Below are 25,768 nucleotides of genomic sequence, written 5' to 3' on the forward strand. Positions count from 1 at the left end.
TTATTTAGATAATTCTTTTAATGTTTCGATAAGAGTATCTTTTGGCTGAATAAATGAATTTAAAGGAATCAAATATTTCACAATATTTGTAAAATCTCCTACTAAACTTCCTTCAAAAATGATTATTCTGTTATCACTCGAACTTCTGTTTTTAAGAGTTTGTAAAAATTCAGGACTTGTATCATTAATTAAGCTATACGAGTGAATTATTAGAGTTAAGTTAGGATTGTATAAACCTGTCCTGATGATGTCATTTATGTGTTCGTCAATAAATGAATATCCTATTACTACAAGAGTATTTTGGGTCTCAGTTAAAGATTTAGAAAAGTTTCTAAATAGTTCTGAATATGGTAAGTCTAATGAGTATGATTTTTTAGTTTGTATTGGATAAATCATAATAGAGTCAAATCCAATATCCTCTTTTTTTGATGTGTCAGAAATTTGCACCTCTTTTACATTATACAAATCATTGATGTTTTCAGCATATTGCCAAGAAATACTACCGTGAAGTTTGTATATATTTAAATAGGTTGAAATCCTCTTTCCTTTTTGACTTGAATCTTGTTTGATATATGTTTCATTATGGAATGTGTCAGGGTCGAATTTTCTCATATGAACACCTCTAAATCCATTATTATAACTTACTCCTATTTTCTCGCAACCATTTTCAAATGCTAGGTCATAATTTGGTGTGAAAATTTTAGGTCTATTTAAAGTGTCTTTTCTACTAATTATCTTATTAATAAATAATTCGTGAATACTGAGTTTGTCTTTCACATAATCTATTGGAAATGGAACATAATTTTCAACGAAAATCTTTAGAGATTTATCCAAATAATTTTTTATTTCAGTCGCTGAATCTTCATCTTCTTTGTTGTTTAGATAGTATAAATATTCCTGGTTGATTTTATCAAATTTCTTTTCTAATAAATCATCCGATTCTAAAAACTTAATTAGTTGTGAAACATATTCTTTTGGTTCTGATAAAGCTTTTAATTCAGCGATAACTGTAGCAAATGGATTTTCATCTTTATTAATAGTTTTCCCTCCGATACTTACAGATGTTCCTGAGCCACATAAAAAATTCAAACTTTCGTTCAAATAATATTTTGCGAGCTTACTTAACGGAACTTTCTCCTCATCCTTGAAAAAGTTACTTAATTCTGTCTCGTTTGCAATGTTTTCATCAGGAAATTCAGACACTATTGTTTTTCCTTCAATTGTTATTTGATTCTCCATATTATTTTTTTCGCATTACAGACAACGTAAAGTGTAAAAAGCGTTTTAATGCTTTTTTACATAGTGTTAAGTTTAGTTGTTCTACCCAAATGTAAGGAATTTTCCCCTTTCTTACAGTGGGGTAAACTAACGGAGTTTCAACAGGCCGCGCAAATCATGAAAAGCCAACACTTGATGGAGGGATCAGTGGCGGCTATGGGCCTTTATCCCTGATAAGGTACGTAGCTGGCAATGAAGTAGAGCGTTAAAATCAAACCCTGCTCGCGGGCCTATTTTTAGCACAAAGCGGTTCGGGAAGAAAAAAGCATTTCTTGACTTTATCATTTTTTTTCGATATCTTAACAAAGTCTTTAGTACGTTAGCTACGTTTGCAAATGCAAATTTGCACGATGCAATCGAAAAGACTTTGACTTCCCGCTTTTTAAAAAATCTAAGCCTTAAAAATACTTGCCAATCCTTACTTTTTTAACGCGTCCATCCATGAAGTTTTGTCTGATGGGCTGCTTGAAATTAAACTTAACTAGTTAGTAAACGCAATTGCGTTTACTTCTCTTATATTTATTTTTGTAATCAACTTAAAATCAATACTATATCCATTTTTAGTCGTTTGTAAGCGTTTGTAAACATTTAGAAACGCTTAAGGTTTCCATAGATTGCTAATTCAAACTTACCAAAAACCAATGGTTTTTCTTATAGTCAAGCTACAAACACGTATTTATTCGTAAGAAAATAACAACAATAGTTCTTATGCTTGCGGCAAGATAAAGAAGTGGGGTTTAAAAAGGGTACGGGAATCCGTAAGGGTAGGAGTGGGTTTTATTGTTTTGGTTATTGGCATTTTGGTAATCTTCTAAAACCACGATGCTTCGGAGTCCGTCGCTATGCGCCTTTGGAATAGCAGTTTCTAGCTGTACGTATATTGATATAAATAAAGTTTCTCTTTGTATTTTTTTAAGAACATTGTCTTTAATAACGTGAATTCGATCTAAATTCAGTTTTATATTGTAATCTTAAATAGAGTCTTTGAATTATTAAAAATAGGGTATATAAGTCACTTACGTTCATTTTCTTTGCTCGCACAGGGGCGAACGTAAAGAAAACAGCTAGTAGCTGTTTTTAGTGCAGCAGCCAGGCGGCGCGGGGAAACCAAAAGAAAAGACACTTTTTAGTTCATGTCATGTCTGTTTTGCATGAAGGTATTCATGAATCTTCTATTTCCAAGGTATTTTTGTCCAGAGAGTGGACAAAACCACAAGGCTTTCCTATATTTTAGTTCACTAAATTCTATTTTCTGTAAAGGAGTTCATGAATTTACATTTCTCCCCCGAAGGATTGGGGTTTCGAAAATTCTTAACGGAAAATCTTGTTATACTGCGGAAAAAGACAATTTCGCAATCGATTTTAATTCTTGTTTACGTCGAACTGACGTTATTTTATTTTAAAAAGGTTTTGTAATTTTAAAGTATCCATTTAACGCAATATTTGGTAAGCGGGATGAATTGTCCCGTATACTTATAAAGCTAGATACCTGATATGAATCCTACTCCTTTTGTACCTCAAAAAGTAATTCTTAAGAATCATAAAACCGTTCTGCTTAGGCAGGCAGTACTAGAGGATGCTAAAGAACTTAGTAGAATGATTAAGACGTATCTGGAAGACAGTCCCTACATTCCAAAAAACCCAAAAGAATTTAAGCTAACATTAGAAAAAGAAGAGGCTTGGATAGATTCGTTTATCACCAAAGAAAACTCCTTATTATTAGTAGCGGTTTATGAAGGTCAACTAGTAGGTAATATTGATCTTACCGGACATCACCGAGAGGTAATGCAACATACCGCTATGGTTGGTATGGGTATGTTAAAAGCATGGCGAGAAGTAGGTTTGGGCAGTGCACTCTTACATGCTGCCATTATATGGGCACAACAAAACCCTATTTTAGAAAAATTATGGCTTCAGGTCTATACAGACAATAAAGCAGGTGTAGCTTTGTATAAGAAGTTTAGGTTTGAAGAAAACGGTATCCTTACTAATTTTTTTAAACAAGATAATAGGTATTATGACAATCTTACAATGAGTCTGAATCTACTCGCTAAATAATGCATTATCTAAAAACATCCAACACAATTAAAGTTTTTAACCCTCAGAAAACACTATTGATCTGGTTTACCCTATTTTTTATAACGGTGAGTTACGCACAACATTCTCATACTATACAGCCAATACAAAATACTAAAGACTCTGAAGCTTTTTTTAGTAAGGTGGTGCGTTTTATGAAGCAAAAAAAAGCAGATTCTATTTGGTATTTGGCAAATAGCACATTTAAAACTACGATTCCGTTCTATACGTTAGAGGAAGAAGTAGCCAATATTGCCGTTCTTACTGAAATATCTGAAACCGAATTTTATAAGATTGACAACGCAGAAACCGTAAAATTTATAAAAGGACCACCTGCCATAAAACAAGAAACTAAAAAACTGCTCATTGTTCCCCTTTACTTCACTCAAAATACCAGTGCCCTGCTCAATTGTAATGATTATAAAATAGGTGATGAAATTGAACTTGTAGCACAACTGGCAAATAACCAATGGCTACTGCACGATTTTAATTTTATCAATCATAAATTGGAAATGGATTTTAATTTTGAAGAAACCATAACCCACTTTTTTGAAGCCAAAGACCCTATTTCTGTTACTTATAGTAAAATTGAGCAGGATACGAAACGAAGCGGTACTAAAATATTGAATGCTACCGAGGAAAAACAATTATTACCAAAGCTCTTAAAAATACTTAGCGAAAAAGGAGCCGAAGTTTTAGCCAACGATTTAGATGCCACGTCTAATTTATGGTACAGCTTTACTTTCTATAAGAAAGAGACCAACACTAAAAGTATTTTTGAAAAAAACGCTGTAAAAACATTACAGTTTATCTTTGAGGAAGGTACAAATATCCTCTTATTTTCGCCCGGTGATTCTAAATACATTGCCTTTAAAACACCGCAAAAAGAAGCCATAACGTCTTTATTTAATAAATTTAAGGCCATTGAAAACTAACCTGTATACTCAATTATCAATACGATGCAAGCAACCGCAAACCAACACTTAGTAGACACCCAATGGTTATCTGAACATCTTAACGATACAGATCTTATTATTCTGGACGCCACCATTGGCAAAACAACTACGCACACATCTGCCAATGTTTGCATTCCGGGGGCTCAATTTTTTGATCTGAAAAAAGATTTCTGTGAACCAGATGCACCTTTTCCAAGCACCGTACCCACAGCGAAAACATTTGAAAAAGGTTGTCAAAAATTGGGAATCACTGCGCAAAGCACTTTGGTAATCTATGATGACAAAGGCATCTATTCAAGTCCGCGAGCGTGGTGGCTTTTCTCTATTATGGGGCATCCCAAGGTTTTTGTGTTAGATGGAGGCCTACCTGCATGGCAAGCTGCTAATTATCCGGTAACCAATAAGTATGCTGCTCCTAAAGCTCTTGGAAATTTTAAGGCGCAATTACAGCTTGAAAATATCAGGTTTTTTAAAGATATAGAAGAAAATCTACTCCAAAAAGAATTTTTATTGGTTGATGCCAGATCCGCCGGAAGGTTTACTAATACAGAAGCAGATCCAAGACCAGGATTAAGAAGCGGACATATACCGGATAGTTATAACCTTCCCTATACAGAATTACTTGAAAATGGTAAATTTAAATCTGTTGAGAAACTTAAAAAGGTATTTCAACCTTTATTAAAGGAAAAAAGACCGCTAGTCTTTAGTTGCGGCTCTGGCATTACTGCATGTGTTGTATTGCTTGCAAGTGAAGGCATCCTGCCACAGCCCAAATCAGTATTTGATGGGTCTTGGACAGAATGGGCAACGAGAGTTGCTGCTGATTGAAAAGAGGAGTTTTTTTAACAAACCAAAAAGTAGCAACCCACCCTTGCTGCACATGAACGGTGGGTGAGCAGATGGTAACCCCACCCCTGCAGGAAGGAATCTTTACTCAAAAATTAACTGTTGCACCCCTGCGGGAAGGAATCTTTACTCAAAAATTAGCGGTTGCACCCCTGCAAGAAGGAATCTTTACTCAAAAATGGCTGTTACACCCCTGAAGGAAGGAATCTTTACACAAAAATTACTGTTGCACCCCTGCGGAAAGGAATCTTTACTTAAAAATTGGCTGTTGCACCCCTGCAGGAAGGAATCTTTACTCAAAAATTGGTTGTTGCACCCCTGCAAGAAGGAATCTTTACTCAAAAATTACTGTTGCACCCCTGCGGGAAGGAATCTTTACTCAAAAATTGGTTGTTGCACCCTAGCGACAAGGAAACAGCGGGTGAGCGAAGTCTTATCCTGATCTATGGTAACGTAACGGTGGGTGGGTGAGCGAAGTCTTATCCTGACCTATGGTAACGTAACGGTGGGTGGGTGAGCGAAGTCTTATCCTGACCTATGGTAACGTAACGGTGGGTGGGTGAGCGAAGTCTTATCCTGACCTATGGTAACGTAACGGTGGGTGAGCGAAGTCGAACCCCACCGGTGCGGGAAGCTTTTACATAAAGTTTATTCTACAGATAAACTTTCAGTGACTTTTTAATTTGTGTTTTAGGAAAATCGATTATACTTTACACTGTGTTTAAGGTATGGATTAATGATGGATCATTAGGGTTTTATTTACCTTAAATAGTAGCTGCTTTTAACACACTCCAGGATAAATAGAAATAAAAATCACATCTAAGTAGCAATCTAAAATAAGACATCCATGCAAAAAACCTATGTTGGATAGCTTTGGTTGTCCATACTATTGCAAATAAAATGTTATGTTGGCAGACTTCCAGTGCCTCAATCGCCATTTAAAAATACTTTTCTAATCACTACTCCTAGCGTCGAAATAAATGGGAAATTGACCTCAGGTTAGTAGCTCTAACTAGGATTTAACACCCTATCCCCCACTATTATTGAAGTCTAGGTTATGAAAACATTCAAAGCGGCTCGCAAGAGTCGCTTTTTTCTTTATAATTGTTAAATGAGGTAAAACCCTACTTTTGTATAAAGATTTATACGTAACTTAAAGATTGAATCTAAAAATAAAGAGTCATGAAAAAAAAGAGTCTTAAACATTTGTCTTTAGGCAAAAACACCGTTTCCAATTTAACAAAAAATGAGGTCTCAGGAGGTGCTATTACCTTCCCTACCTTTAGGTATTGCCAAACAGCAGGCTGCGGCACCAATATTCAAGGTTGCAACTCCCGTGAAGTTTGTGAAACTATAGAAGTAGATAGATTTACTACGCCAATTTGCTAGATATTTTAGTTTTTTATTGCCCTTTTAAAACGCAAAAAACCCCGATACAAAAAATTACATCGGGGTTTTTAATTGGCTATCTATCAATTTAATCTACTAAATTGGATACTTACTCTAATGTAAAAATAGTACTATTTGTTGTAATTTCCCCTATATAACAATTAAAATCTCCTACTGATGCAGGTAATGGTAGCTTTTTCCTAACCCATTGTTTCTTAACCTCATCCCATTCAGCAGCACCATAAACCAGTCCCTTTAACTCTTTGGTAGCCATTTCAAACTCGTATGAAGCGCCCAATAGTTTAAACCCAATTAGGTTTAATTGAACCTCATAAGATTCGCCAGCTTTTAAGAAAATAAATTGCTCTTTATTATCTTTAATACTAAAGGTTTTTGTAGCTAATTCTGTAAACTGCAAAAGAGGTTCAGGTCTTTGCTCAATAGTTTGTAAAAGTTGTTGTGCTTCTTTATAAGAAATCAATTGCTTTTGAGTACCCAAGAAAAAATGCAATCGCCTTCCCGTATTATAATGATCTAATTTTAGTTGCGTTTGAAGAATTTTATAAAAAACAGCCAATTCACTATTCACCATAGGATATTCTATTTCTTCCTCTTCATCCGCACTTTTTTCTAAAAGTACCAATCCCCCAGAATATTCGTCAAGTCCTTGAAAATAAACATGAAATGCGTGGTTGTGAAACTTTGAATAGAGGCTTTGTAACGAAGAATTGTTATCTATACGCTCCAGCCGATCAGTAACATCCAGAGAACCATTTACTTTTGGTAATTGCCATATATCGCTAATTACAGGTTTAGGAAAATAAATTGCTTCTCCAGTTTGATTTTTAAATCTAAAAACCAGAAAAGGAATTTGCTTTTCCTGTTCAAAAATAGGATTCTCTGGAAGTACGACCGATTCCCTCTTCTTCCATATAAGTTTAGTTTCCAATACTACATTTTGTGCCATGGGCATCTGTGAAGCGCAAGCGCTTAGTATTAATAAAATAGCTAGTATTGGAACTGTTTTCATCATTAATCTAACGGATATTTAAATTTAAAATTGAGTGACCAGGAGAAGTTTAAATGCCCTAAAGCTTTAAACATATCTGGGTTATTAGTCATCCAACCTCTAATTTCAGCAGCCGTAAATGAATTTCCTGTAGTACCGGCTCCAATAACGCTTTGATAATTATAGGCATGAAACTCCATCATATCTCGTAAACTGTTAATATACGTAGAGGTTTGTCCCGCAAGATGTGCAATTTGAGATACATGAATAAGTTCGTGCCCCATTACTTTAAATAATTGTTCTGCACTGGTAAAAGCGGTATCTGGATTAAAATATACATTTGAGTTTCCGGAGGCAATTAATTGTCCATCTACTCTTTGATAAAGTGGCGAAGTTAATCCATCTGCTTTTCCGGCTGCAAAATAATTCTTTGCATTATCACTTAAGTTTTCTACAGAGAAGTTTTTTACGTTTTCCATTGGTGCATCCGGGAACCAGGCTTCTTGTGCCTTCTGTAAAAATTCATCGGTAGCCGGAACAGGATCACTGGCATTAATTCCCATTTCATCTAATGATTTCCTAAACGGTGCTATGTGTTTTTGATAGCGTATTTCACTCACTACTCCGTTTACCAATCCACCAACAATACCTCCTACGAGTCCGCCTACTAGCCCCGCCTTGAGTCCGTCCCCAAAACTGGCACCACTGAGCCATGCATTTCCGGCGGCTCCCACAAAGCCACCGGCAAAACCTCCGGCAAAGCCTGAGGCGGCTCCTGCCCAGAAGCCCACCGTTGTAGCAACCTGACTGCCAAAGAAGGTGCCTCCGGCGACCACATTACCCACACCGGCACCTATGGCTCCTGCCACCGCACCAATAAGAATTCCTCCTAAAATAGAACCAAAAGTGGCTCCAGGTTTGAGTGCCGCAGAAATACCCCCAATAACTGCACCTATAATGACCGCTACCCAGAAGAATTCACCACTAGGGTCTGTGTACATTAAAGGATTGTTTAATACATACCCATATCTATTAAAGTTTTGTGTATTGTATGGGTTCTGCACAAAATTATCTGGCTGTATAAATCTATGTAAAACAGGATCATACAATCTGCCATTCATATGCACGAGTTTTACCCCTTGCAAATGTTCATGCCCTGTATATCCACGGTCTAAAATGCCAAAAGCCGAAAGATTTGTGCCACTACCATTGGTGAGTTTTACCAAATTACCCCAGGCATCAAAATGTCTTTTTTCTTTAAAGGCTCCGTTCTTATCGGTAATCCCAATAATACTTCCCAAATAATCTCTTTGTAAATACAAATAGCTCTGGCTGGTAGTACCTGTTTGTTCTGATCTCCAAATGGCAGTTGCAGCATAGGCATCTCCATTCGCATAACTCACAAAGGTAGTTTTACCAGATTGTGTGTCGTGTGAAATTTCCATGCTACCATCATAGGAATAATGTTTGCGATACCTTCGCTGTAATTTATTACTCTGGGTACCACCATAGAACATATTGGAACGGTTCTCAAATGCATTGTATTCAAAACTAACGCGGTCTTTACCGTGTTCATGAATTTCTACCGGGCTTTTAAATGCGTTATAAGAAACCTGTTGCCGGGTATAATTATTGTAGTGGCTTTGTCCAGAACTGTTTAGGGTTAAGGATGCAAGTTGGTAAGAGCTACCGCTATATACGTAATCACCTATTTTATTGTTCTTTTTAATTCTTCCTTGTGCATCATACGTATGCGTTTTACTTCCTGTATTATCACTAAAACTGGTAAGCCTGTCCATCGAATCATATTGAAAATTCTCTGTCCAGTTAAACAAACTATTCGTGCGACTGTTAAGGATTCCTCGCTGCGAATTAAAATTGTAATTGAGTCTGGTGAGCTCTACCGTGCCGGGATTAGGCGATCCAATAGGCACTAAAGTCACCTTTTTTGTGACCATACTGGTGTGAAAACCATAGGAGTTATAGCTATTGGTTTGCACCAATCCTACCCCCGAAGAATAAGACGTTATTTGTCCTCTGGCATTTATACCAGAAAGGCTCCATAGGTTTTCATTAGAGGTATAATCTTTTAGGGTTCGTAAACCTCCATAGGTGTATGTTTTTTTAACTTTATGTTTGCTTACTTTATTATTAGACAATAAACGCGCTTCATTTTCTACAGTATATTCTCTTCCGTAGCTATCATACGTATATCGTTTTATAAAACGAGCATAGGGTGTGTTTTCTGTGACGGAAGAAATTCTTTTGTAACTATCATACGCATAACTATATGAACTATTATTACCATCACCCGATGTTAAGCTCATACTAGTGAGCAACTTAGTAGAACTATTATAGGTGTAATTAGTAGTCATGTTGGTAGCATCGCCTATAATCTTCCTCTGTGTGATTTTTCCTGTGGGAGAATAGGTATACGTGGTAGTGCCTTTAGGGCCTATTTCTTTAGTAACCTCTCCAAAACCGTTGTATTCATAGTTATAGGTTCCCGCAGAAGGGTCTGAAAGTTGGGTTTTATGCCCCCAACCGTCTTGTTGTTGAGACAGCGTAACAGAACCATAACTGGCCGTTTTCATATTCCCATTTCCAAAATAAGTATAATTGATAGTGCCTCCAGGATCTACTACACGGGTTACGTTACCCATGGCATCTTTGGTAGTAGTAACTGTTTTAGTGCCGTCATTTACTGTAGTCACCAATCCAGAATAACTATAGGTAACTACTTTACCAGAAGGCGAAGTAATTTTGGTAAGCCTGCCATATAAATCAAATTCTTTAGTAGTGTATTGAGATGGAGAACTGGTAAAGGGTTCGCTTTCACGATACATTCGGTCAAACTTATCATATTGATGACTGGTTTGAACCCATTGCCCCATGGCGTTTTTTTCTTTGGAAAGGGTGAGCCTTTTTAAAGGGTCGTATACCGATATTTTACTGGCACCATCATCTGAAGTAGTAGTAACTGTATACGTGTAATTAGATTCTGAATAGCTTGTATTTACATTTTTATTGAGGTAGTCTCTTGCTCTTATCAATCTATTCCAACCATCATAATAGAAATAGGTGTTTTGCCCAAAACGATTCACTTCACGCGTTTGCAAACCTTTAGAAGTGTTGTAATACCAGGTAGTTGTTTGCCCTTCTTCATCTATCTGTTTGGTTCTGAATCTTCCGGTAGCATCATATTCAAATCTAATTTCACGAGAATTAGAGCCATAGGGTGTAATTATTTTTTTAGTTACGTTTCCATAAATATCATAGGTAAACGCTTCTGTATTAAACTGAGTGCCGTCTCCTCTAAATTTACGTTGACTCATATTCCAGCCAGAATAGACGTACTGCTCTTCGCTATTATAGGAATTACCCCCAATAACGGTAGTTTCTACTTTCTTAGTAGGTCTTCCTATATAATAACTAGAACCTGTGCTATTGGCATAAGTCATATCTACTACTTTACTTCCCTGACCTGAATAATTGGTGGTAGTTTTAGTAGGATTATTATAAGAGTCATAAATAAAGCTATTGGTAATCGTAGTTCCTTCTAGTCTGTCTTGCGTAACAATAGAGGTATTGGTAAGTTTAAAAACCTTTGATGCAGATAAAGATGAAGTATAACTATAGGTGTTTTTGTGGGTATAATTAGACGGAATAGAATTAAAATTAATGCTATAAGGCGCCTGATACTCTGAGGTAACCGCTCCCCTAAGGGTAGTTGTATTATGCAATCGCATCGTAAATAACCGATCACTATTACCGGTATGCCAATTACTTTTTGCTATTCCAGTAAACCCTTGAAAACCGCGTTCTACATTAGTTACTGCTCCTTTATAAGAATAGATTTGTTTTAAAGTAGTTGTACCACTGCGAATGCGCTGCAAGGCAGTTACAACTTTTGTACCCGGAGCAATTTCAATATCTATATAAGGATACGTATTGTTATAGGTATATTGATAAACAGGCATATAATCTAGTCCCTGATCACTCGTATTTAATGAATTATACCGAATGCTTTGGGTGACTCCATTGGAGACTACAGATCTTAAGAGCATCTCTTCTCTATGATCTTTGGAAAATCTAAACGAGGAAACCCAACTGTTACTTATAGAACCAAAATCTAAGTTGGAATTAGGACGGTCTTGTGAAACAAAAACAGGTATAGGAAAATGTTTCAGGTTTCCATATTTTGAAGCATAACCACTATAACTAAAGGTTGGCGTACCGTTGGTAGAGGTACTATATCCATTATTATAAATTCTCACATACTGGGTTCCATTACTACTACTGTTATAGGTTCTGGTTTGGTAATCTACAATATCTGTACGGCCATCTCCATTGATGTCTACAGGAATTAGGTTATACCCATAAAGCGTTCCATTACTGCCATTCCAATTGGTTTCTTTATACTGAAAAGACATAGAAGACTCCCTTTTACTAAAGGAGTTTCCGGTAGATAAGAAAGTGGTAAATGTATATGAGTTATTCGCAACAGGTGTCATAAAATCTGTCTTCCCGTCTCCGTTATAATCACCTAGCATGATAGGTCTTGTTGTGGTAATACGACTATCTGATGTAGACCATAATAACTGAATGTAATTATTACTTTTTAGGGTGTACGCATAAATTCTTCCTGCTTTTACATGTAAAATATCGGTTTTACCATCTCCATTTACATCTCCGGTATATAATTTATCACTTGAACCAAAAGAGGAAGACAAAAAACCCGCAGAATTGGCAAAGCCACTCGTAAGTCTTCTATCTAAATTAATAAAGCTCACCCTAGCAGAACTACTGCTATAAGAGTTACATTCACAACAAGTACCACCTCCTCCAATAGGTATTCTGGATTCATCTCTTGGTGGACCCACTAAATCAGGGCTTGACTCTTTTAACTCTTTACTTTCATTTTCATCCAATCCTGTTTTTTCATAATTAGAAAGAAAAGGATCGTCAAAACCACCACATGGGTTGTTTGGATCTGGCAGTGTTTGATAACAAGAAGAATAGGAATAAGGCTTGCTTATTGCAATTACATCAGACAGCCCATCCCCATTAAAATCTCCAGAGATATATTGCTGATTAATCCGGTAAGTATTGCTGCTTCCACACGAATAGCTAGAGGTATAGGTGGGTGCATTCCATAGTTTTTCATACTGATAGTAAATAGGATTGGTAGTACCATTAGAATACACTTTAAATTTTACCTGAGTTGATCCATAATTTTGTGCAATGGCGATTCCTTGGCCTGATAAGATTTTATTATTGTGAGTTAGCCAAGTCACTGGAAACAAAGATTCAAAACGACCTCCTGTATTTACCTCATAAGCAAAGTTTGGATATCCAGACTGGATTTCTTTAAAGACCCAAAATTTATTGCGCAGAGAAGAAGACTTTGGATGTACTACAAAGTCCATTTTGCCATTTCCTGTGATATCTAGTGAAATTGCTTCTGCGTTTCTTTGCTCTATATTACCTACTGAAAGTGAATACGTAGTATTTACAGAGCTTATAGATGAAGAAGTATTGTTATAATTAAAGGTAATTGGGGTATGGCTCAAAGAGTTGTCTCCACTTTTTTCTTGTACACTAGTAAGCCGGTCATAGCCCAATGTGGTATAATTATGATTTAAAATATAGTTACGATACCCTACCCCACTACTAAGGACTTTTATTTCTTTAAGCAAATTGGTACGTACAAAAGACATCCCTCCAACATAAGAATGTTCATACCGTTTACGAGTGCCGTATACAAATTGTATTTCATTCATATGAGAAGAACTACTTCTCGCACCCCATCTTATTTTACTAATGGAAAGTCCGTTGCCACTGGTTGTATAGTTGTAATGAATGAGCACTCCTTGCGGACTTCTCCAATACGTAATTGCATAATCTGTTCTAGAACGGGAATCGCCTCCTAAACCATAATAAGAATAAGAACCATCTGGGTATTTCACCTGAAAATATCCTGGACCATAGGCAGCTCCAAAATAAGAAGTGCCATAGGCGGTTATTTTTATATTTGAATATTGTTCTGTTTCATAGACAGCTCCACTTGCACCATGGGTACCACTTTTTAAGATCATTCGTTGACCGTCAAAAGCAAAACGATCTGAACTATCAAAATCTACCGGATCTATATCCCCATCATGATATTTTGAAGAAGGTATCCGGCTAATTACAGAAACACCTGATACATTCCATCCAAATCCTGCCATTCCATTTCCTGCTTGACTACTATAACTTAAGGCTATAGATGGTTTAATCCCAGCCGGCCCAACAGGTACCGCAATAGGTACCGAATAATTGGCGCCACCCGATAACGAAACAGATAAAGATCCTGACGTTTCTCCTACTCCAGAACCACCAGAGGCAGCCGATAAGCTTTCTTCGGTAACCTTTGCCTGAACATTGGCTGGAGCTTCAGACATAGGTAAATCCTGTTTCTGAATATCAGTGCTTTTAATTTTTTTATACGTAAACGTGTCTTGTGCAAAAACACTGGTATACACAAATAGGAACATTAATAAAAATCCGATTTTTTTCATGGTCTTGTCTTTTTGCAAAAAAAAATTGCTCGTTGGTTGGTTTATGTGATTATTGACTTAAAAAATTTAGGAAATTAGGATTATTAAATTAGTATCGTTTGAATTAAGATTTAATTACAAAAAGAAACGTCTTCTTAATTTTTCCCTTTTTCATTAAAAATTTAAGATATCCTTAACAATTTCGGAAAAAGCAAGAGTATATACAATAAGTAGCAATCGTAATTCATGAATCTCGTGTAATTAATAGTTTTTGTAGTAATAAAGCTTACATCATTATAAAGTAAAAGCTTAAAAATCAGTAGTTTTATAACTGTAAATGAAGATGGTCATCATGTCTTACTGCCTGGCAGCCATGGAATCTTATTTTTTTACTGGAAAGTCTTAATTTGGTTTTTAGATGTGGTTCTATAAATATTTTGCTCGTGTTGCCATTATTGGCTAATAACTGAACAAGATGTGCGGTGGCTTTAGCATGCAGTGATAGTTTGGAATTTATAGTGCCAAACGTAAGATACTTTGGAAAATCATATTGAAAGTATCCTTTAGATTTGCAAAAGGCTGTTTGATTAAAGTTTCGCTTAGTAGGTTCTTCAAAAACACCGTACCCACTTACCGAAGGTTTTTGATTAGTAATCACTCCACTTACGTCCCTATAAATAAAAGCCAAGTCTATTTTCTTTCCGTCATTATGACTGAGATGCGGTAACAAAGGAAAACCGTCAAAAAAAGGAAAAGATGCATCTAAATAGGTTATTTTAATATTCGGATATTGTTTTTGAAATTTTAGTGCTGTTTTTTGAAGTATTTCATGCAATTGTGGTTTTACATAATTACGATTTAAAAGCACGGTGAAGACTGTATGGTAAGTTACCATTGTATTATTTGAAATCTTTTGCCTCCCTGCATATGGAGCTGTAAAAGGAACTAAAAAAAGGGTAAATACTACATAAATTGCAAGGAACAGGAATGTTTGTTTTAAACGGTAGTTTCTGCTCTCCTTTTTTAGAATTAAAAGAGAAATTAACCAAAGTATACCCCCAATCTGAGTAATAGCAGTAAGCAATATGACCAAAAGTAAATGAAATAGAATTTTCAGAAACTTACGTAGCACAGTTAGCGTTTTTAGTAAAACGGAAAGTTTAAATCAATGTTGTTACTTAGGCACCCTATGCCGCTTTTTTACCGTAATGAATTCTATATCTCCAATAGCTAAAAGCCCCTAAAGTAATCACAAATGCAACACTATACCAAACAAATGAAGGTGTAATCACTTTATCTCCACTGGCATAACTATGCAATCCTGAAAGATAAAAATTTACACCAAAATAGGTCATCATAATACTCGCAAAGGCTACAATACTCATAAAATTAAACAACCACCTATTTCTAAGTCCGGGTACCAGACGCATATGCACTACAAAGGCATATACCATAATACTGATGAGCGCCCAAGTTTCTTTGGGATCCCAACCCCAGTAGCGTCCCCAACTTTCATTGGCCCATTGTCCTCCTAAAAAATTACCAATAGTAAGCATAATTAACCCTACAGTGAGCGCTAATTCATTAATAATGGTTAATTCTTTAATATTGAGCTCCATTTTAACCTTATTCTTTTTAGTGGTAAGTAGCATCAGCAATAGCACGGTAATTCCTAATATCATTCCTAAAGTAAAGGGGCCGTAACTACCAACAATCACAGAAACATGAATCATTAACCAGTAACTGTTTAAAACGGGCTGTAAATTAGCTATAGATGGATCAAGCCAGTTCATATGGGCTCCAAACAAAATAATAGAAGTTACAAATGCTGTTGAAGCAATAGTAAGATCACTTTTTCTTCCAAAAGCAAGCCCCATAGCCATGGTTGCCCAGGCTACATAAATTACACTTTCATAGGCGTCACTCCAGGGTGCATGCCCACTAATATACCATCTAAAAGCGAGTCCGGCAGTATGCGCTAAAAACAGTAGCACAATACCTATTTTACAGGCTACTATTAACCATCGAATTACCTTTACATCTTTAAAAATTTGCGCTATTATAGCCAGAAACATAACAATGCCTATAACCATAAACCAGACCAATAGCATCTCAAAGATATTGACCTTATTGTATAAAATTTCTGCTTTTATTTTGTTTTCTGATGGCATTACCTCTGCTCCTATTTTCAATTGATTTTGCTTAAAAGCATCCACCAATTTATTAGAGGTATTATAATCTCCCATTGCTTTTGATCTCTGCAAAGACATTAAATAAAAACGCAGCGATTTATCAATAAAATTAGCATATAGTGAATCCTGAATAGGGTATTTTCCGCCCTTATACTCCACTGCAGAAATCCATTTATTATTTTCATTATCTGGCAATGGATAAATTTTTAAAATTTCTCCTGAAAAAGCACGATTTAGCAAGCCTAGTTTCAAATCAAATTCTCTAAAACCTTTCTGGAATTGATTGGGAGTATTAGTGGCGTATGCACTCTCCAGATAAGGGGCAAGTTTATAGTTTCCGGAGTTGTCAAAGAAATCTGTTGCTTTTACAAATTTCTGTCCGTTTGGCACCCCTATAATTTTTCGAATACTATCATTCTTTTTGGTGATGTATATAAAATCTACATTATACCATGCAGAAGGACTTTGAATCATGGATAGGAATACCTGTACGGCATCCATATCATTATAGGTATTTTGCTTACTAATCTTTCTTACTAGTTCTGAAGCAAACGTATGAAGCGGTTTCATTCTACCTCCATCATCCTGAATAACTAAGGTTCCAAACTTTTCTGCATGTTCTTTAGAAACCAACGTTCTTTTTAGTACCGCAGCTACTTCTTCTTTCGTAGGAAGTGAAGTTTCCGATTTGTGATCGTGTCCATCTCCTTCGCTATGCTCTTGCACGTCTTGGCCTGCCACATTAAAAGTGAACATTAATAGCGTAATTACAGAGAGTGCTGCTTTTTTTGCTTTCACTTTCTCAAGAGATTTTGCCAAGTCTTTAAAGCGGGTTTTTCCATAAAACATAATTCCCAATAGGCCTATATAAAGAAGAAAATATCCAATATAGGTAATCCAAGTTCCCCAAAAGTCATGATTTACAGAAAGTACTGTTCCTTTTTCATCTGGGGAGAAAGATGCCTGAAAAAAACGATACCCTTGATGATCTAAAACATGATTCATAAAGATGTCATAGTCAAAAGACCTTTCATCTTCTACAGTTACCTTACTCATATATGAAGAATACCCACGTTCTGTACCAGGATATTTTTCTGCTATAAAGTCATTTAATTTAATTGCGAAAGGTAATTCTTTGCGTTCTGAACCGTATGTAAGATAAAAATCTAGTACCTCCATCTTTACTTGCTTTGGTTCTGAAGCCGTACCCTGGCCACCCAGTAATTTCACTTCTTGCTTTTCATTTCCGGCAGCAATTTCAACAATCAAAGCATCCAGATCATTCTCTGTTTGTTCATTCAAAGGAATTTGAACTACGTCATACCTGCCCTTAATTACGGGTTCTGGCATTACAAACTGCATGCCAGCGGTATTGTATAAAGAACGTAACATTAATGGCTGTACACTATCTTTTACCACTGCGCCTTTAAACTGGTCTGCCATGCGCATAAAGTCACCTTCAAATGGAGATTCTAGTGTATATATGGAATCTTTTGTATTGATATTAATGGCTCCAGGAGTAGGCTTATTGAGTGCGAAAAGTACGTTGTGAATACTTGCTACTTCACCACTTTTGAGGTAATGATCGTGTCTTGATCCATCACCTGCTTCTACTATTTTTAGATATTCTAAACCATTTTCGTCAGGTATCAGTCCTTCCTTGGCATGTGCCAAAAAGCCTTTGTAGGATACTGAAAATGGTAAACCATTAAATTCTGAATCCCAAGGTAGCGAAGCATCCATTCCTTCCGGTGTTACTAAGATTTTATCTTTTAAAACCTTTCTTCTGGGTTCTCCGTTAATTTCTCCATCTGCAAATACGGTTAAATACGTTTCCTGTGAGTAGAAAACATTTTCTGTTTCGCCCTCGCGTATTGGCATCATGCCTTCATAACTAATATAACGGGTAACAAATGCACCTAATAATATCAAGATAAATGAAAGGTGTATGGTAAGTACAGCCCATTTCTCTTTTTTATAAAGCCGGTATCTAAAAATATTTCCTGAGAAATTAATAACAAAAAATACCATAATGGTTTCAAACCACCAAGCGTTATAAATCCAGATGCGAGCCGTCTCAGTACTGTATTCGTTTTCAACAAATGTGCCAATACCCATAGCGACAGCGAATGATACAAATAGAAAAGCCATTAATTTGGTGGAAAAGAAAATCTTCTTGAGAGAATCAGTCATTACAGCGTTGATTTTTGATAAACAAAAATATGAGTGCAAAAATACAGTGTTTTTCTCTTTTAAAAGCACAAAGCGACGGCATTCTAGCTTCAACAATTGTTAATATTTTCTAAAGTAATCTTAGTTATTAAAAAAGCGGGGCTAATGATTCAAATCTAGACACCAAATTAAAAGCAAGGGCCATTCATTTCATTCTAAATGTTGCTGTCACCTCATAAATGGAATCATTTAAGGCCTGTTATTTCACATAGTGAACAATGTTAAAAATGATTATTTTAGCAACATGATAAAAGTAGTTGTATTTGGTAATGGTAATATGGCGTGGCATTTATGCAACGTATTTAAAAACAACCAAACTGTTGAAGTAATACAACATTATCACTACCAAAAGCGAAATAGTAGCTTTGAGGGTTTCAAAATTCCATTTATTAACGATCTTCATAAACTTCAAAAAGCAGATTTCTATCTTCTAGCTATATCAGATGATGTAGTTAAGAAATTTAGTAGTCAACTACCCCTTTTAGAAGGAATTGTAATGCATACTTCTGGTGCGCTCTCTATAGATCAATTGCATCCCAAAAACCGGAATGGTGTTTTTTATCCCTTACAAACTTTAAGTAAAGGAAAGGAAGTAGATTTTTCACAGATACCTATTTGTATTGAAGCAAGCAATGAAAGAGATCTACAAGCTATAAAAGAGCTGGCAAGTGCCATTTCTCAAACCTATGAAGAAATCACCAGCGAAAAACGAAGTGCTTTACATCTAGCCGCGGTTTATGTAAATAACTTTGTGAATCATTTATATCAAGAAGCCTATCAAATATGTGAGGAGCATCAGGTAAATACAAGTTTATTAGATTCACTTATTATAGAAACTGCACAAAAAGTGATTCAGACCTCTCCCGAAGAAGCACAAACGGGGCCTGCCAAACGGGGAGACTATCAAACTATAAAAAAGCATTTATCCATGCTTTCACAATCCCAAAAAAAAATTTATAAAACCTTATCAGAATCGTTATTAAAAAAGTATGGAAGAGAAGAGTTATAAAGAATACCTGGAACATATTACCACCTTTGTTTTTGATGTAGATGGGGTTCTTACCGATGGAACCATTGTAGTAACTACAGATGGACAAATGCTTAGAAACATGAACATTAAAGATGGTTATGCTTTAAAAACAGCGATTCAAAAAGGATATAATGTTTGTATTATTTCTGGGGGCACCAATGAAGGTGTGCGAGCACGATTAAGGGGCTTAGGTATTACCGACATCTATTTGGGAGCAAGCCATAAAACTGATCAATTAGACGAGTATTTTGACGTGTATGATATAAAACCAGAAAATGTATTGTATATGGGAGATGATATTCCCGATATTCCAGCTATGAAAATGGTTGGATTACCATGTTGCCCTCAAGATGCTGTGGTAGAGATTAAAGAAATTAGTAAGTATGTGTCACATAAAAATGGCGGAAAAGGTTGTGTACGAGATGTTATTGAACAAGTTCTTAAGGTTCAGGAAAAATGGAATGAAAACTATGAGGCTCGCTATGATTAATTAAAAGAAATTACGCGTACTATGCATTTCCTATATCTTATCCGTTACAAAAATTTACTCATTATTGGGTTAACCCAATGGTTGTTTAAATGGATATTAATTGATTTGTTTTTTAAAAATTCTGCGTTGAGTAATACCAGGTTTATATACTTAATACTGGCTACTATTTGTATTGCCGCTGCTGGTAACATTATTAATGACATACAGGATGTTTCCATAGACCGTATTAACAAGCCTGAGAAAGTGATTATTGGAAAAAAAATTTCTGAAAAAACAGCTAATTGGTTCTATATCTTATTGAATATAATAGGTGTTGCATTAGGGTTTTATGTAGCTAGTGTAGTAGATAAATCTAGTTTTGCTGTACTTTTTGTTTTAATTTCTGGCCTGCTTTATTACTACTCAGTAAGCTTAAAAAAAGTCCCTTTAGCAGGTAATATACTTATTTCAATATTGGTAGCTCTCACCGTTTTAATTGTTGGCATCTTTACCCTCTTACCCATTATATCAGATGCAAATCAATTTTTAGTGAAATACGTTTTTAAGATTTTATTCTGGTACAGTTGTTTCGCTTTTTATATAAATTTATTACGAGAGCTTATAAAAGATATTGAAGATGTAAATGGAGACTATACTGGTGGAGTTATCTCTATTCCAATTGTTATTGGTAAGAAACGAACTGTAAAGTTGGTAAGCATACTTTCTATCCTGCCCTGTTCGGCTTTGTTTTTTGTGGTTTATGAATATCTTTATTCCTATCCTTTTCTTAATATTTATTTATTATTTGCTATTATGGGGCCTTTGCTCTATGTATCAATTACCGCATGGAGTGCAAAAAAGAAAAAAGAGTATACCAGGCTTAGCACCTTATTAAAATTAATTATGGTGCTTGGTGTTTTATCAATAATAGTAGTTAGATACACTTTATTCCAGAAATTATAATGCTTTCAACCATTCTTAAAGATTATCATTTGATTCTTGCCTCTGGCTCTCCAAGAAGACAACAATTTTTTAAAGACCTAGGACTTCCCTTTGAGATAAGGTTAAAACCTATTGATGAAATATACCCATTGCACCTTAAACGAGCTGAGATTAGCGATTATCTCTCTAAACTTAAATCTGAAGCATTCAAGGGTGATCTTAAAAAAAATGAAATTTTAATTACCTCAGATACTATTGTATGGCATCAAGAAAAAGCATTAGGCAAACCAGCAGATGAAGCAGAAGCCTTTAAAATGATTCAATCCTTATCTGGCGGTGTACATGAAGTAATTACCTCTGTTAGTTTTACAACACCCCAAAATCAAATTACCAAACATGCTATTACAAAAGTCTATTTTAAAGAACTTTCCAGTGAAGAGATACTTTATTACATCAAAAACTTTCAACCATTTGATAAGGCGGGGGGTTATGGAATACAAGAATGGATAGGATACATTGGCATACACAAGATAGAAGGTAGTTATTTCAACGTTATGGGGCTGCCCTTGCATCTTGTTTATAAAACGTTAATAGCCATGGTTTCTTAATATAGTTTTTTTAATTTCACCTAAATAAATGCTATGAAACTTAAAATACATATACCTATAGTTGCTGTTTTAGCAGCTAGTTTAGCTATAGGGTGCAGTCAGAAAAATAATACCCCAGACCGCAAGGAAATTGCCCCTACCACACTTATTCCTGAAATAGAAAAAAGAACTATCCCCAAAGAGTTTTCTGATTATTGGTATAGGGGAAAAGCAGAAATTACGTCTTATGAATTAACTCAAGCGAGATATGGAGAGCTGAGAGAAGGGACTGCAGTATTTGTATTTGTCACAGAAGATTTTTTACGAGAAAAACAAGTAAAAGCAGACCAGAAAGACCCTGATAATATTCCGGTTTTGAAATTGAATACTACTAAAAATTTTCTTACAGGCATTTACCCTTATTCAATTATGACAAGTACCTTCTATCCGGTAAAAGATAAAAAACATGCTATTAAAATATCCAATTCAGTACAGGAGTGGTGCGGACATGTATATGCACAATTGAACAATAGGGATAATTTTGAAATTATGGCACATTCATATTTTCAAAGCGAAGCGGATCAAGAGTTTGAAGTAGAAAAAAGCTATCTTGAAAACGAATTTTGGACACAAATACGTTTGAATCCAGAAGAGCTTCCAACTGGAAATATTGAAGTGATTCCTTCTTTTGAATATCTACGCCTAAGACATATTGATTTTAGAGCTTATCAAGCCAATGCTTTTATTTCCAAAAGTGATTCAAATACTATTTACACACTAAATTATCCAAATTTGAAGCGAACCCTTAAAATAGAATTTACCAATAATTTCCCTTATGCTATTGAAGGTTGGGAAGAAACGTTTACCAGTGGTTTTGGTGCCGATGCAAAGCAACTAACCACCAAGGGCATTAAAAAAAGCCGGATAAAATCTGCTTATTGGCAAAAAAACTCAAATGTTGATGTACATTTACGCGATAGTTTAGGTATTTAAAATGAAAGAATTTCTAATAGCTCATTATGATGCACTTATTAAAAGTGCTATCACCATTGTTTGGTTAATTCTTATTCGGCTAGTAGCAGACAAATCTATTAGAAGAGTAGGAAAAATTAGCGATATCAATCAAGTACGTACCCGGTTGATTATCAAATATGTTAATGCTGGTATTATTCTTATTGCTATTGCTACATTAAGCTTTATCTGGAGCGTTGACTTTAAGGAAATTGGATTACTTTTTTCTTCTATCTTCGCCATTCTTGGGGTTGCACTGTTTGCCCAATGGTCTATTCTGAGTAATATCACTGCGGGAATTATTCTTTTCTTTTCTTTCCCGTTCAAAATAGGAGATTGCATTCGTATTCAAGATAAGGACTTTCCCACGGAAGCCATAATAGAAGATATAAAAGCATTTCACCTTATTTTAAAAACGCAAGATGGAGAGATTGTTACCTACCCTAACAACCTTATTTTACAAAAAGGAGTATCAATTATCCAAAAATATAATGGAGGTGAAGGAGGTCAATAATTTTTCTATCTAAACCTAACTGCTTGTTAAAGAATCTTTAAAACCATTAGGTTGGTAGTGATTCTTAGTATATTTGACTTTATCTAAATAAAACTCCAAAATGCAAACTTTTTTCTTGCGTGTAGCTTGTTTTCTTGTTATAGGATTCGCACAAGCTCAAAAACCTACAACCTACAGTAGCTCAGATATCTATGAAAGTATTAAAAAACTTAATTTTCTAGGAACCGCCCTCTATATTGCTGCGCATCCTGATGATGAAAATACCAGACTTATCTCTTACATTTCTAACGAAATAAAAGCGAGAACTGCTTATTTATCTATAACTCGCGGTGATGGAGGACAAAATTTAATTGGTACAGAATTAAGAGAGCTGCTAGGTGTAATTAGAACTCAAGAACTGTTAGAGGCCAGACGTATTGACGGAGGAGAACAGTTTTTTACCACTGCAAACGATTTTGGATATTCTAAACATCCAGATGAAACTTTGAAATTATGGAATAAAGAAGAAGTGCTTAAAAACGTGGTGTGGACTATTAGAAATTTTAAACCTGATGTAATTATTAATCGGTTTGATCATCGCACACCAGGAACCACTCATGGACACCATACCTCGTCTGCCATGTTAAGTGTAGAAGCCTTTGACCTTGCCGGTAATGCTAAAATATTTGAAGACCAACTAGACTTTGTTTCTACCTGGCAACCCAAACGATTATTTTTCAATACTTCCTGGTGGTTCTATGGAAGTCAGGAGAAATTTGAAAAAGCAGATAAAAGCAAAATGCTTCAAGTAGATGCAGGCGTATTTTACCCGCATAAAGGGCTTAGTAATGGCGAAATCGCTGCATTAAGTAGAAGCAGTCATAGCAGCCAGGGGTTTGGAAGCAGAGGTTCCAGAGGCACAGACTATGAGTATGTTGAGTTTTTAAAAGGAGATTTTCCCAAGAATAAAAACAATTTGTTTGATGGTATTAATACTACATGGAGTCGCGTTGAAGGAGGAGAAGCAATCGCTTCCATTCTTACCGATATTGAAAAAGATTTTAATTTTAAAAATCCTGCTTTTCATATACCTAAGCTTGTAGAGGCATACAAACTAATTCAAAATCTAAAAGATGATTACTGGAGTGTTCAGAAAATCAAGGAAATTAAAAGTATCATTGCTGCATGCGCTGGTCTGTATTTAGAAGCGTCAGCAAAAAATGCTTCCACTACCCATGGCGAAGAATTTATGGTAGCTATTGAGGCGGTAAATCGCGGTGGTAAAAATATTTTTTTTAAAGAAATTATTATTACTCCAAATCAAGACAGACTAAAGGTTTTTAAAAAATTAGAGCTTAATAAAAGGTTGAATACAGAAATTAAGGCTAAAACCAGATATTTACAGCCTTATACAGCTCCCTATTGGCTATTGAACAAAGGAAGTCTGGGTATGTATACTGTTGATGATCTGAATATGATAGGGAAACCAGAAACACCCAGAGCGGTTAAAGCAACCTTTTACTTAGTTGTAGAAGGCGTAGAAATTCCGTTTCAAAGAGAATTAGTATATAAATACACAGACCCAAAAAAGGGAGAAATTTACCAACCGTTTGAAGTGTTGCCAGAAGCTACAACTTCTATTGCAGATAAAGTGAATATTTTTGCAGATTCAAAAGCCAAAATTATTCCGGTAAAAATAAAGGCACATAAAAAAAATGTAACCGGAACTATCTCTTTAAAAGTACCAGAAGAATGGAAAGTAACTCCATCGCAAGTTTCATTTACCATTGAAAGACAGAATGAAGAAGCTACTATTCCTTTTAAAATAACTCCTCCAGCTTCAGAAAGTGAAGGTTCTTTAGAGCCTATTTTAGAAATTAATGGTGCCAGTCTATCGTATGAACTTACAGAAATAAACTATGATCACATTCCAAAACAATCCGTTTTAATTCCTTCGGTAGCAAGAGTTGTTCGCTTAAATATCCAAACTGCGGGTACTAATATTGCCTACATAGCAGGGGCCGGAGATGCGATCCCTGAAAGTCTCCAACAAATTGGATATAACGTTAGAATAATTGATCCAGCTTCTATAGAACAAGGATCTTTGTCTGATTTTGATGCAATAGTAGTAGGAATACGTGCTTACAATGTTATTGAATCACTAAAATATAAACAAAAGCATCTTTTATCTTATGTGAAGGATGGTGGAAATCTCATTGTTCAATACAATACTTCAGGACGTAGAGGTATAGACATTGAAAATCTGGCACCTTTCCCCTTGGAAATCTCCAGAGATCGCGTAACAGATGAAAATGCGGAGGTCACTTTCTTGGCAAAGAACCATTCTTTGCTTAACTTTCCAAATACAATTACCAAAGATGATTTTAAAGGATGGGTACAAGAACGAGGTTTGTATTTTCCCAACAAATGGGATGCCGCATTTACTCCCTTACTATCTATGAACGATAAAGGAGAAACTCCAAAACAAGGAAGTTTGTTAGTCGCCAAATATGGAAAAGGAAATTATATTTATACAGGACTTAGCTTTTTTAGAGAACTTCCTGCGGGTATTCCCGGAGCATTTAAGCTATTTGCAAATATGCTTTCAATAGGAAAAGATAAAGTAGAAAAGAAAGAAAACTTTAAGGGATAAATTATGTTAGATAAATTTGTCTGGAAAAAATCATACACGTTAGTTTTAGTTGCTAACATTGTCTAT

Annotated in this window: 17 protein-coding genes; 12 read left to right on the top strand and 5 right to left on the bottom strand. The window is 35.5% G+C overall.

Annotated features, from left to right (window positions below; genetic code table 11):
- Entirely contained in the window at positions 1-1,239 is a 1,239-nt protein-coding gene (locus WBG07_RS03155; RefSeq protein ID WP_340199029.1) for an SIR2 family protein, read from the bottom strand.
- A 1,533-nt stretch (positions 1,240-2,772) separates the two neighbouring features.
- On the opposite strand from WBG07_RS03155, the gene WBG07_RS03160 reads away from it, so the two are divergent.
- The 5 genes from WBG07_RS03160 (at position 2,773) to WBG07_RS03180 (ending at position 6,545) form a co-directional block, all read left to right on the top strand.
- Positions 2,773-3,336 carry a GNAT family N-acetyltransferase gene (locus tag WBG07_RS03160; protein WP_340199030.1) on the top strand — a complete coding sequence of 188 codons (564 nt, stop codon included), beginning with the start codon at positions 2,773-2,775 and terminating at the stop codon, positions 3,334-3,336.
- Between the two features lie 173 nt (positions 3,337-3,509).
- Positions 3,510-4,289, top strand: coding sequence for a hypothetical protein (locus tag WBG07_RS03165; protein ID WP_340199031.1), 780 nt, complete (start codon positions 3,510-3,512; stop codon positions 4,287-4,289).
- Positions 4,290-4,313: 24 nt separating this feature from the next.
- Positions 4,314-5,138, top strand: a complete 825-nt coding sequence (locus WBG07_RS03170; protein WP_340199032.1) for a sulfurtransferase — start codon at positions 4,314-4,316, stop codon at positions 5,136-5,138.
- 279 nt (positions 5,139-5,417) lie between these two features.
- Positions 5,418-5,627, top strand: a complete 210-nt coding sequence (locus tag WBG07_RS03175; protein WP_340199033.1) for a hypothetical protein — start codon at positions 5,418-5,420, stop codon at positions 5,625-5,627.
- Between the two features lie 711 nt (positions 5,628-6,338).
- Positions 6,339-6,545, top strand: a complete 207-nt coding sequence (locus tag WBG07_RS03180; protein WP_340199034.1) for a hypothetical protein — start codon at positions 6,339-6,341, stop codon at positions 6,543-6,545.
- 109 nt (positions 6,546-6,654) lie between these two features.
- Here the strand turns inward: WBG07_RS03180 and WBG07_RS03185 are convergent, their stop codons facing one another.
- The 4 genes from WBG07_RS03185 to WBG07_RS03200 form a co-directional block, all read right to left on the bottom strand.
- A complete protein-coding gene (locus WBG07_RS03185; RefSeq protein ID WP_340199035.1) occupies positions 6,655-7,578 on the bottom strand; it encodes a hypothetical protein in 924 nt (307 codons plus the stop codon).
- Positions 7,578-14,114, bottom strand: coding sequence for an FG-GAP-like repeat-containing protein (locus tag WBG07_RS03190; protein WP_340199036.1), 6,537 nt, complete (start codon positions 14,112-14,114; stop codon positions 7,578-7,580). Before WBG07_RS03190 ends, WBG07_RS03185 begins: the two co-directional genes overlap by 1 nt.
- 304 nt (positions 14,115-14,418) lie before the next feature.
- A complete protein-coding gene (locus WBG07_RS03195) occupies positions 14,419-15,225 on the bottom strand; it encodes a hypothetical protein (RefSeq protein WP_340199037.1) in 807 nt (268 codons plus the stop codon).
- A gap of 55 nt (positions 15,226-15,280) precedes the next feature.
- Positions 15,281-18,478 carry a cytochrome c biogenesis protein CcsA gene (locus tag WBG07_RS03200; protein ID WP_340199038.1) on the bottom strand — a complete coding sequence of 1,066 codons (3,198 nt, stop codon included), beginning with the start codon at positions 18,476-18,478 and terminating at the stop codon, positions 15,281-15,283.
- Between the two features lie 283 nt (positions 18,479-18,761).
- Between WBG07_RS03200 and WBG07_RS03205 the strand changes: the two genes are divergently transcribed.
- From WBG07_RS03205 to WBG07_RS03235, 7 genes are all read left to right on the top strand, one after another.
- Positions 18,762-19,526, top strand: a complete 765-nt coding sequence (locus tag WBG07_RS03205) for a Rossmann-like and DUF2520 domain-containing protein (RefSeq protein ID WP_340199039.1) — start codon at positions 18,762-18,764, stop codon at positions 19,524-19,526.
- Positions 19,507-20,037 carry a KdsC family phosphatase gene (locus WBG07_RS03210; protein ID WP_340199040.1) on the top strand — a complete coding sequence of 177 codons (531 nt, stop codon included), beginning with the start codon at positions 19,507-19,509 and terminating at the stop codon, positions 20,035-20,037. The genes WBG07_RS03205 and WBG07_RS03210 overlap by 20 nt, the downstream gene beginning before the upstream one ends.
- A gap of 21 nt (positions 20,038-20,058) precedes the next feature.
- Positions 20,059-20,979 carry a geranylgeranylglycerol-phosphate geranylgeranyltransferase gene (locus WBG07_RS03215; protein WP_340199041.1) on the top strand — a complete coding sequence of 307 codons (921 nt, stop codon included), beginning with the start codon at positions 20,059-20,061 and terminating at the stop codon, positions 20,977-20,979.
- Positions 20,979-21,566: a Maf-like protein gene (locus tag WBG07_RS03220; protein ID WP_340199042.1), complete on the top strand. Its 588-nt coding sequence runs from the start codon at positions 20,979-20,981 to the stop codon at positions 21,564-21,566. Before WBG07_RS03215 ends, WBG07_RS03220 begins: the two co-directional genes overlap by 1 nt.
- 33 nt (positions 21,567-21,599) lie before the next feature.
- Complete coding sequence (locus WBG07_RS03225) at positions 21,600-22,538, top strand: septum formation inhibitor Maf (RefSeq protein WP_340199043.1); 939 nt, start codon at positions 21,600-21,602, stop codon at positions 22,536-22,538.
- Between the two features lies 1 nt (position 22,539).
- On the top strand, positions 22,540-23,070 hold the full coding sequence (locus WBG07_RS03230) for a mechanosensitive ion channel domain-containing protein (RefSeq protein ID WP_340199044.1): 531 nt from the start codon (positions 22,540-22,542) through the stop codon (positions 23,068-23,070).
- Between the two features lie 100 nt (positions 23,071-23,170).
- Positions 23,171-25,702 (top strand): PIG-L family deacetylase, encoded by a 2,532-nt coding sequence (locus tag WBG07_RS03235; protein WP_340199045.1) that lies wholly within the window; start codon positions 23,171-23,173, stop codon positions 25,700-25,702.
- The last annotated feature ends 66 nt before the right edge of the window (positions 25,703-25,768 follow it).

Origin of the sequence: Ascidiimonas meishanensis, assembly GCF_037782385.1 — a bacterium.
Lineage (GTDB): Bacteria > Bacteroidota > Bacteroidia > Flavobacteriales > Flavobacteriaceae > Ascidiimonas > Ascidiimonas meishanensis.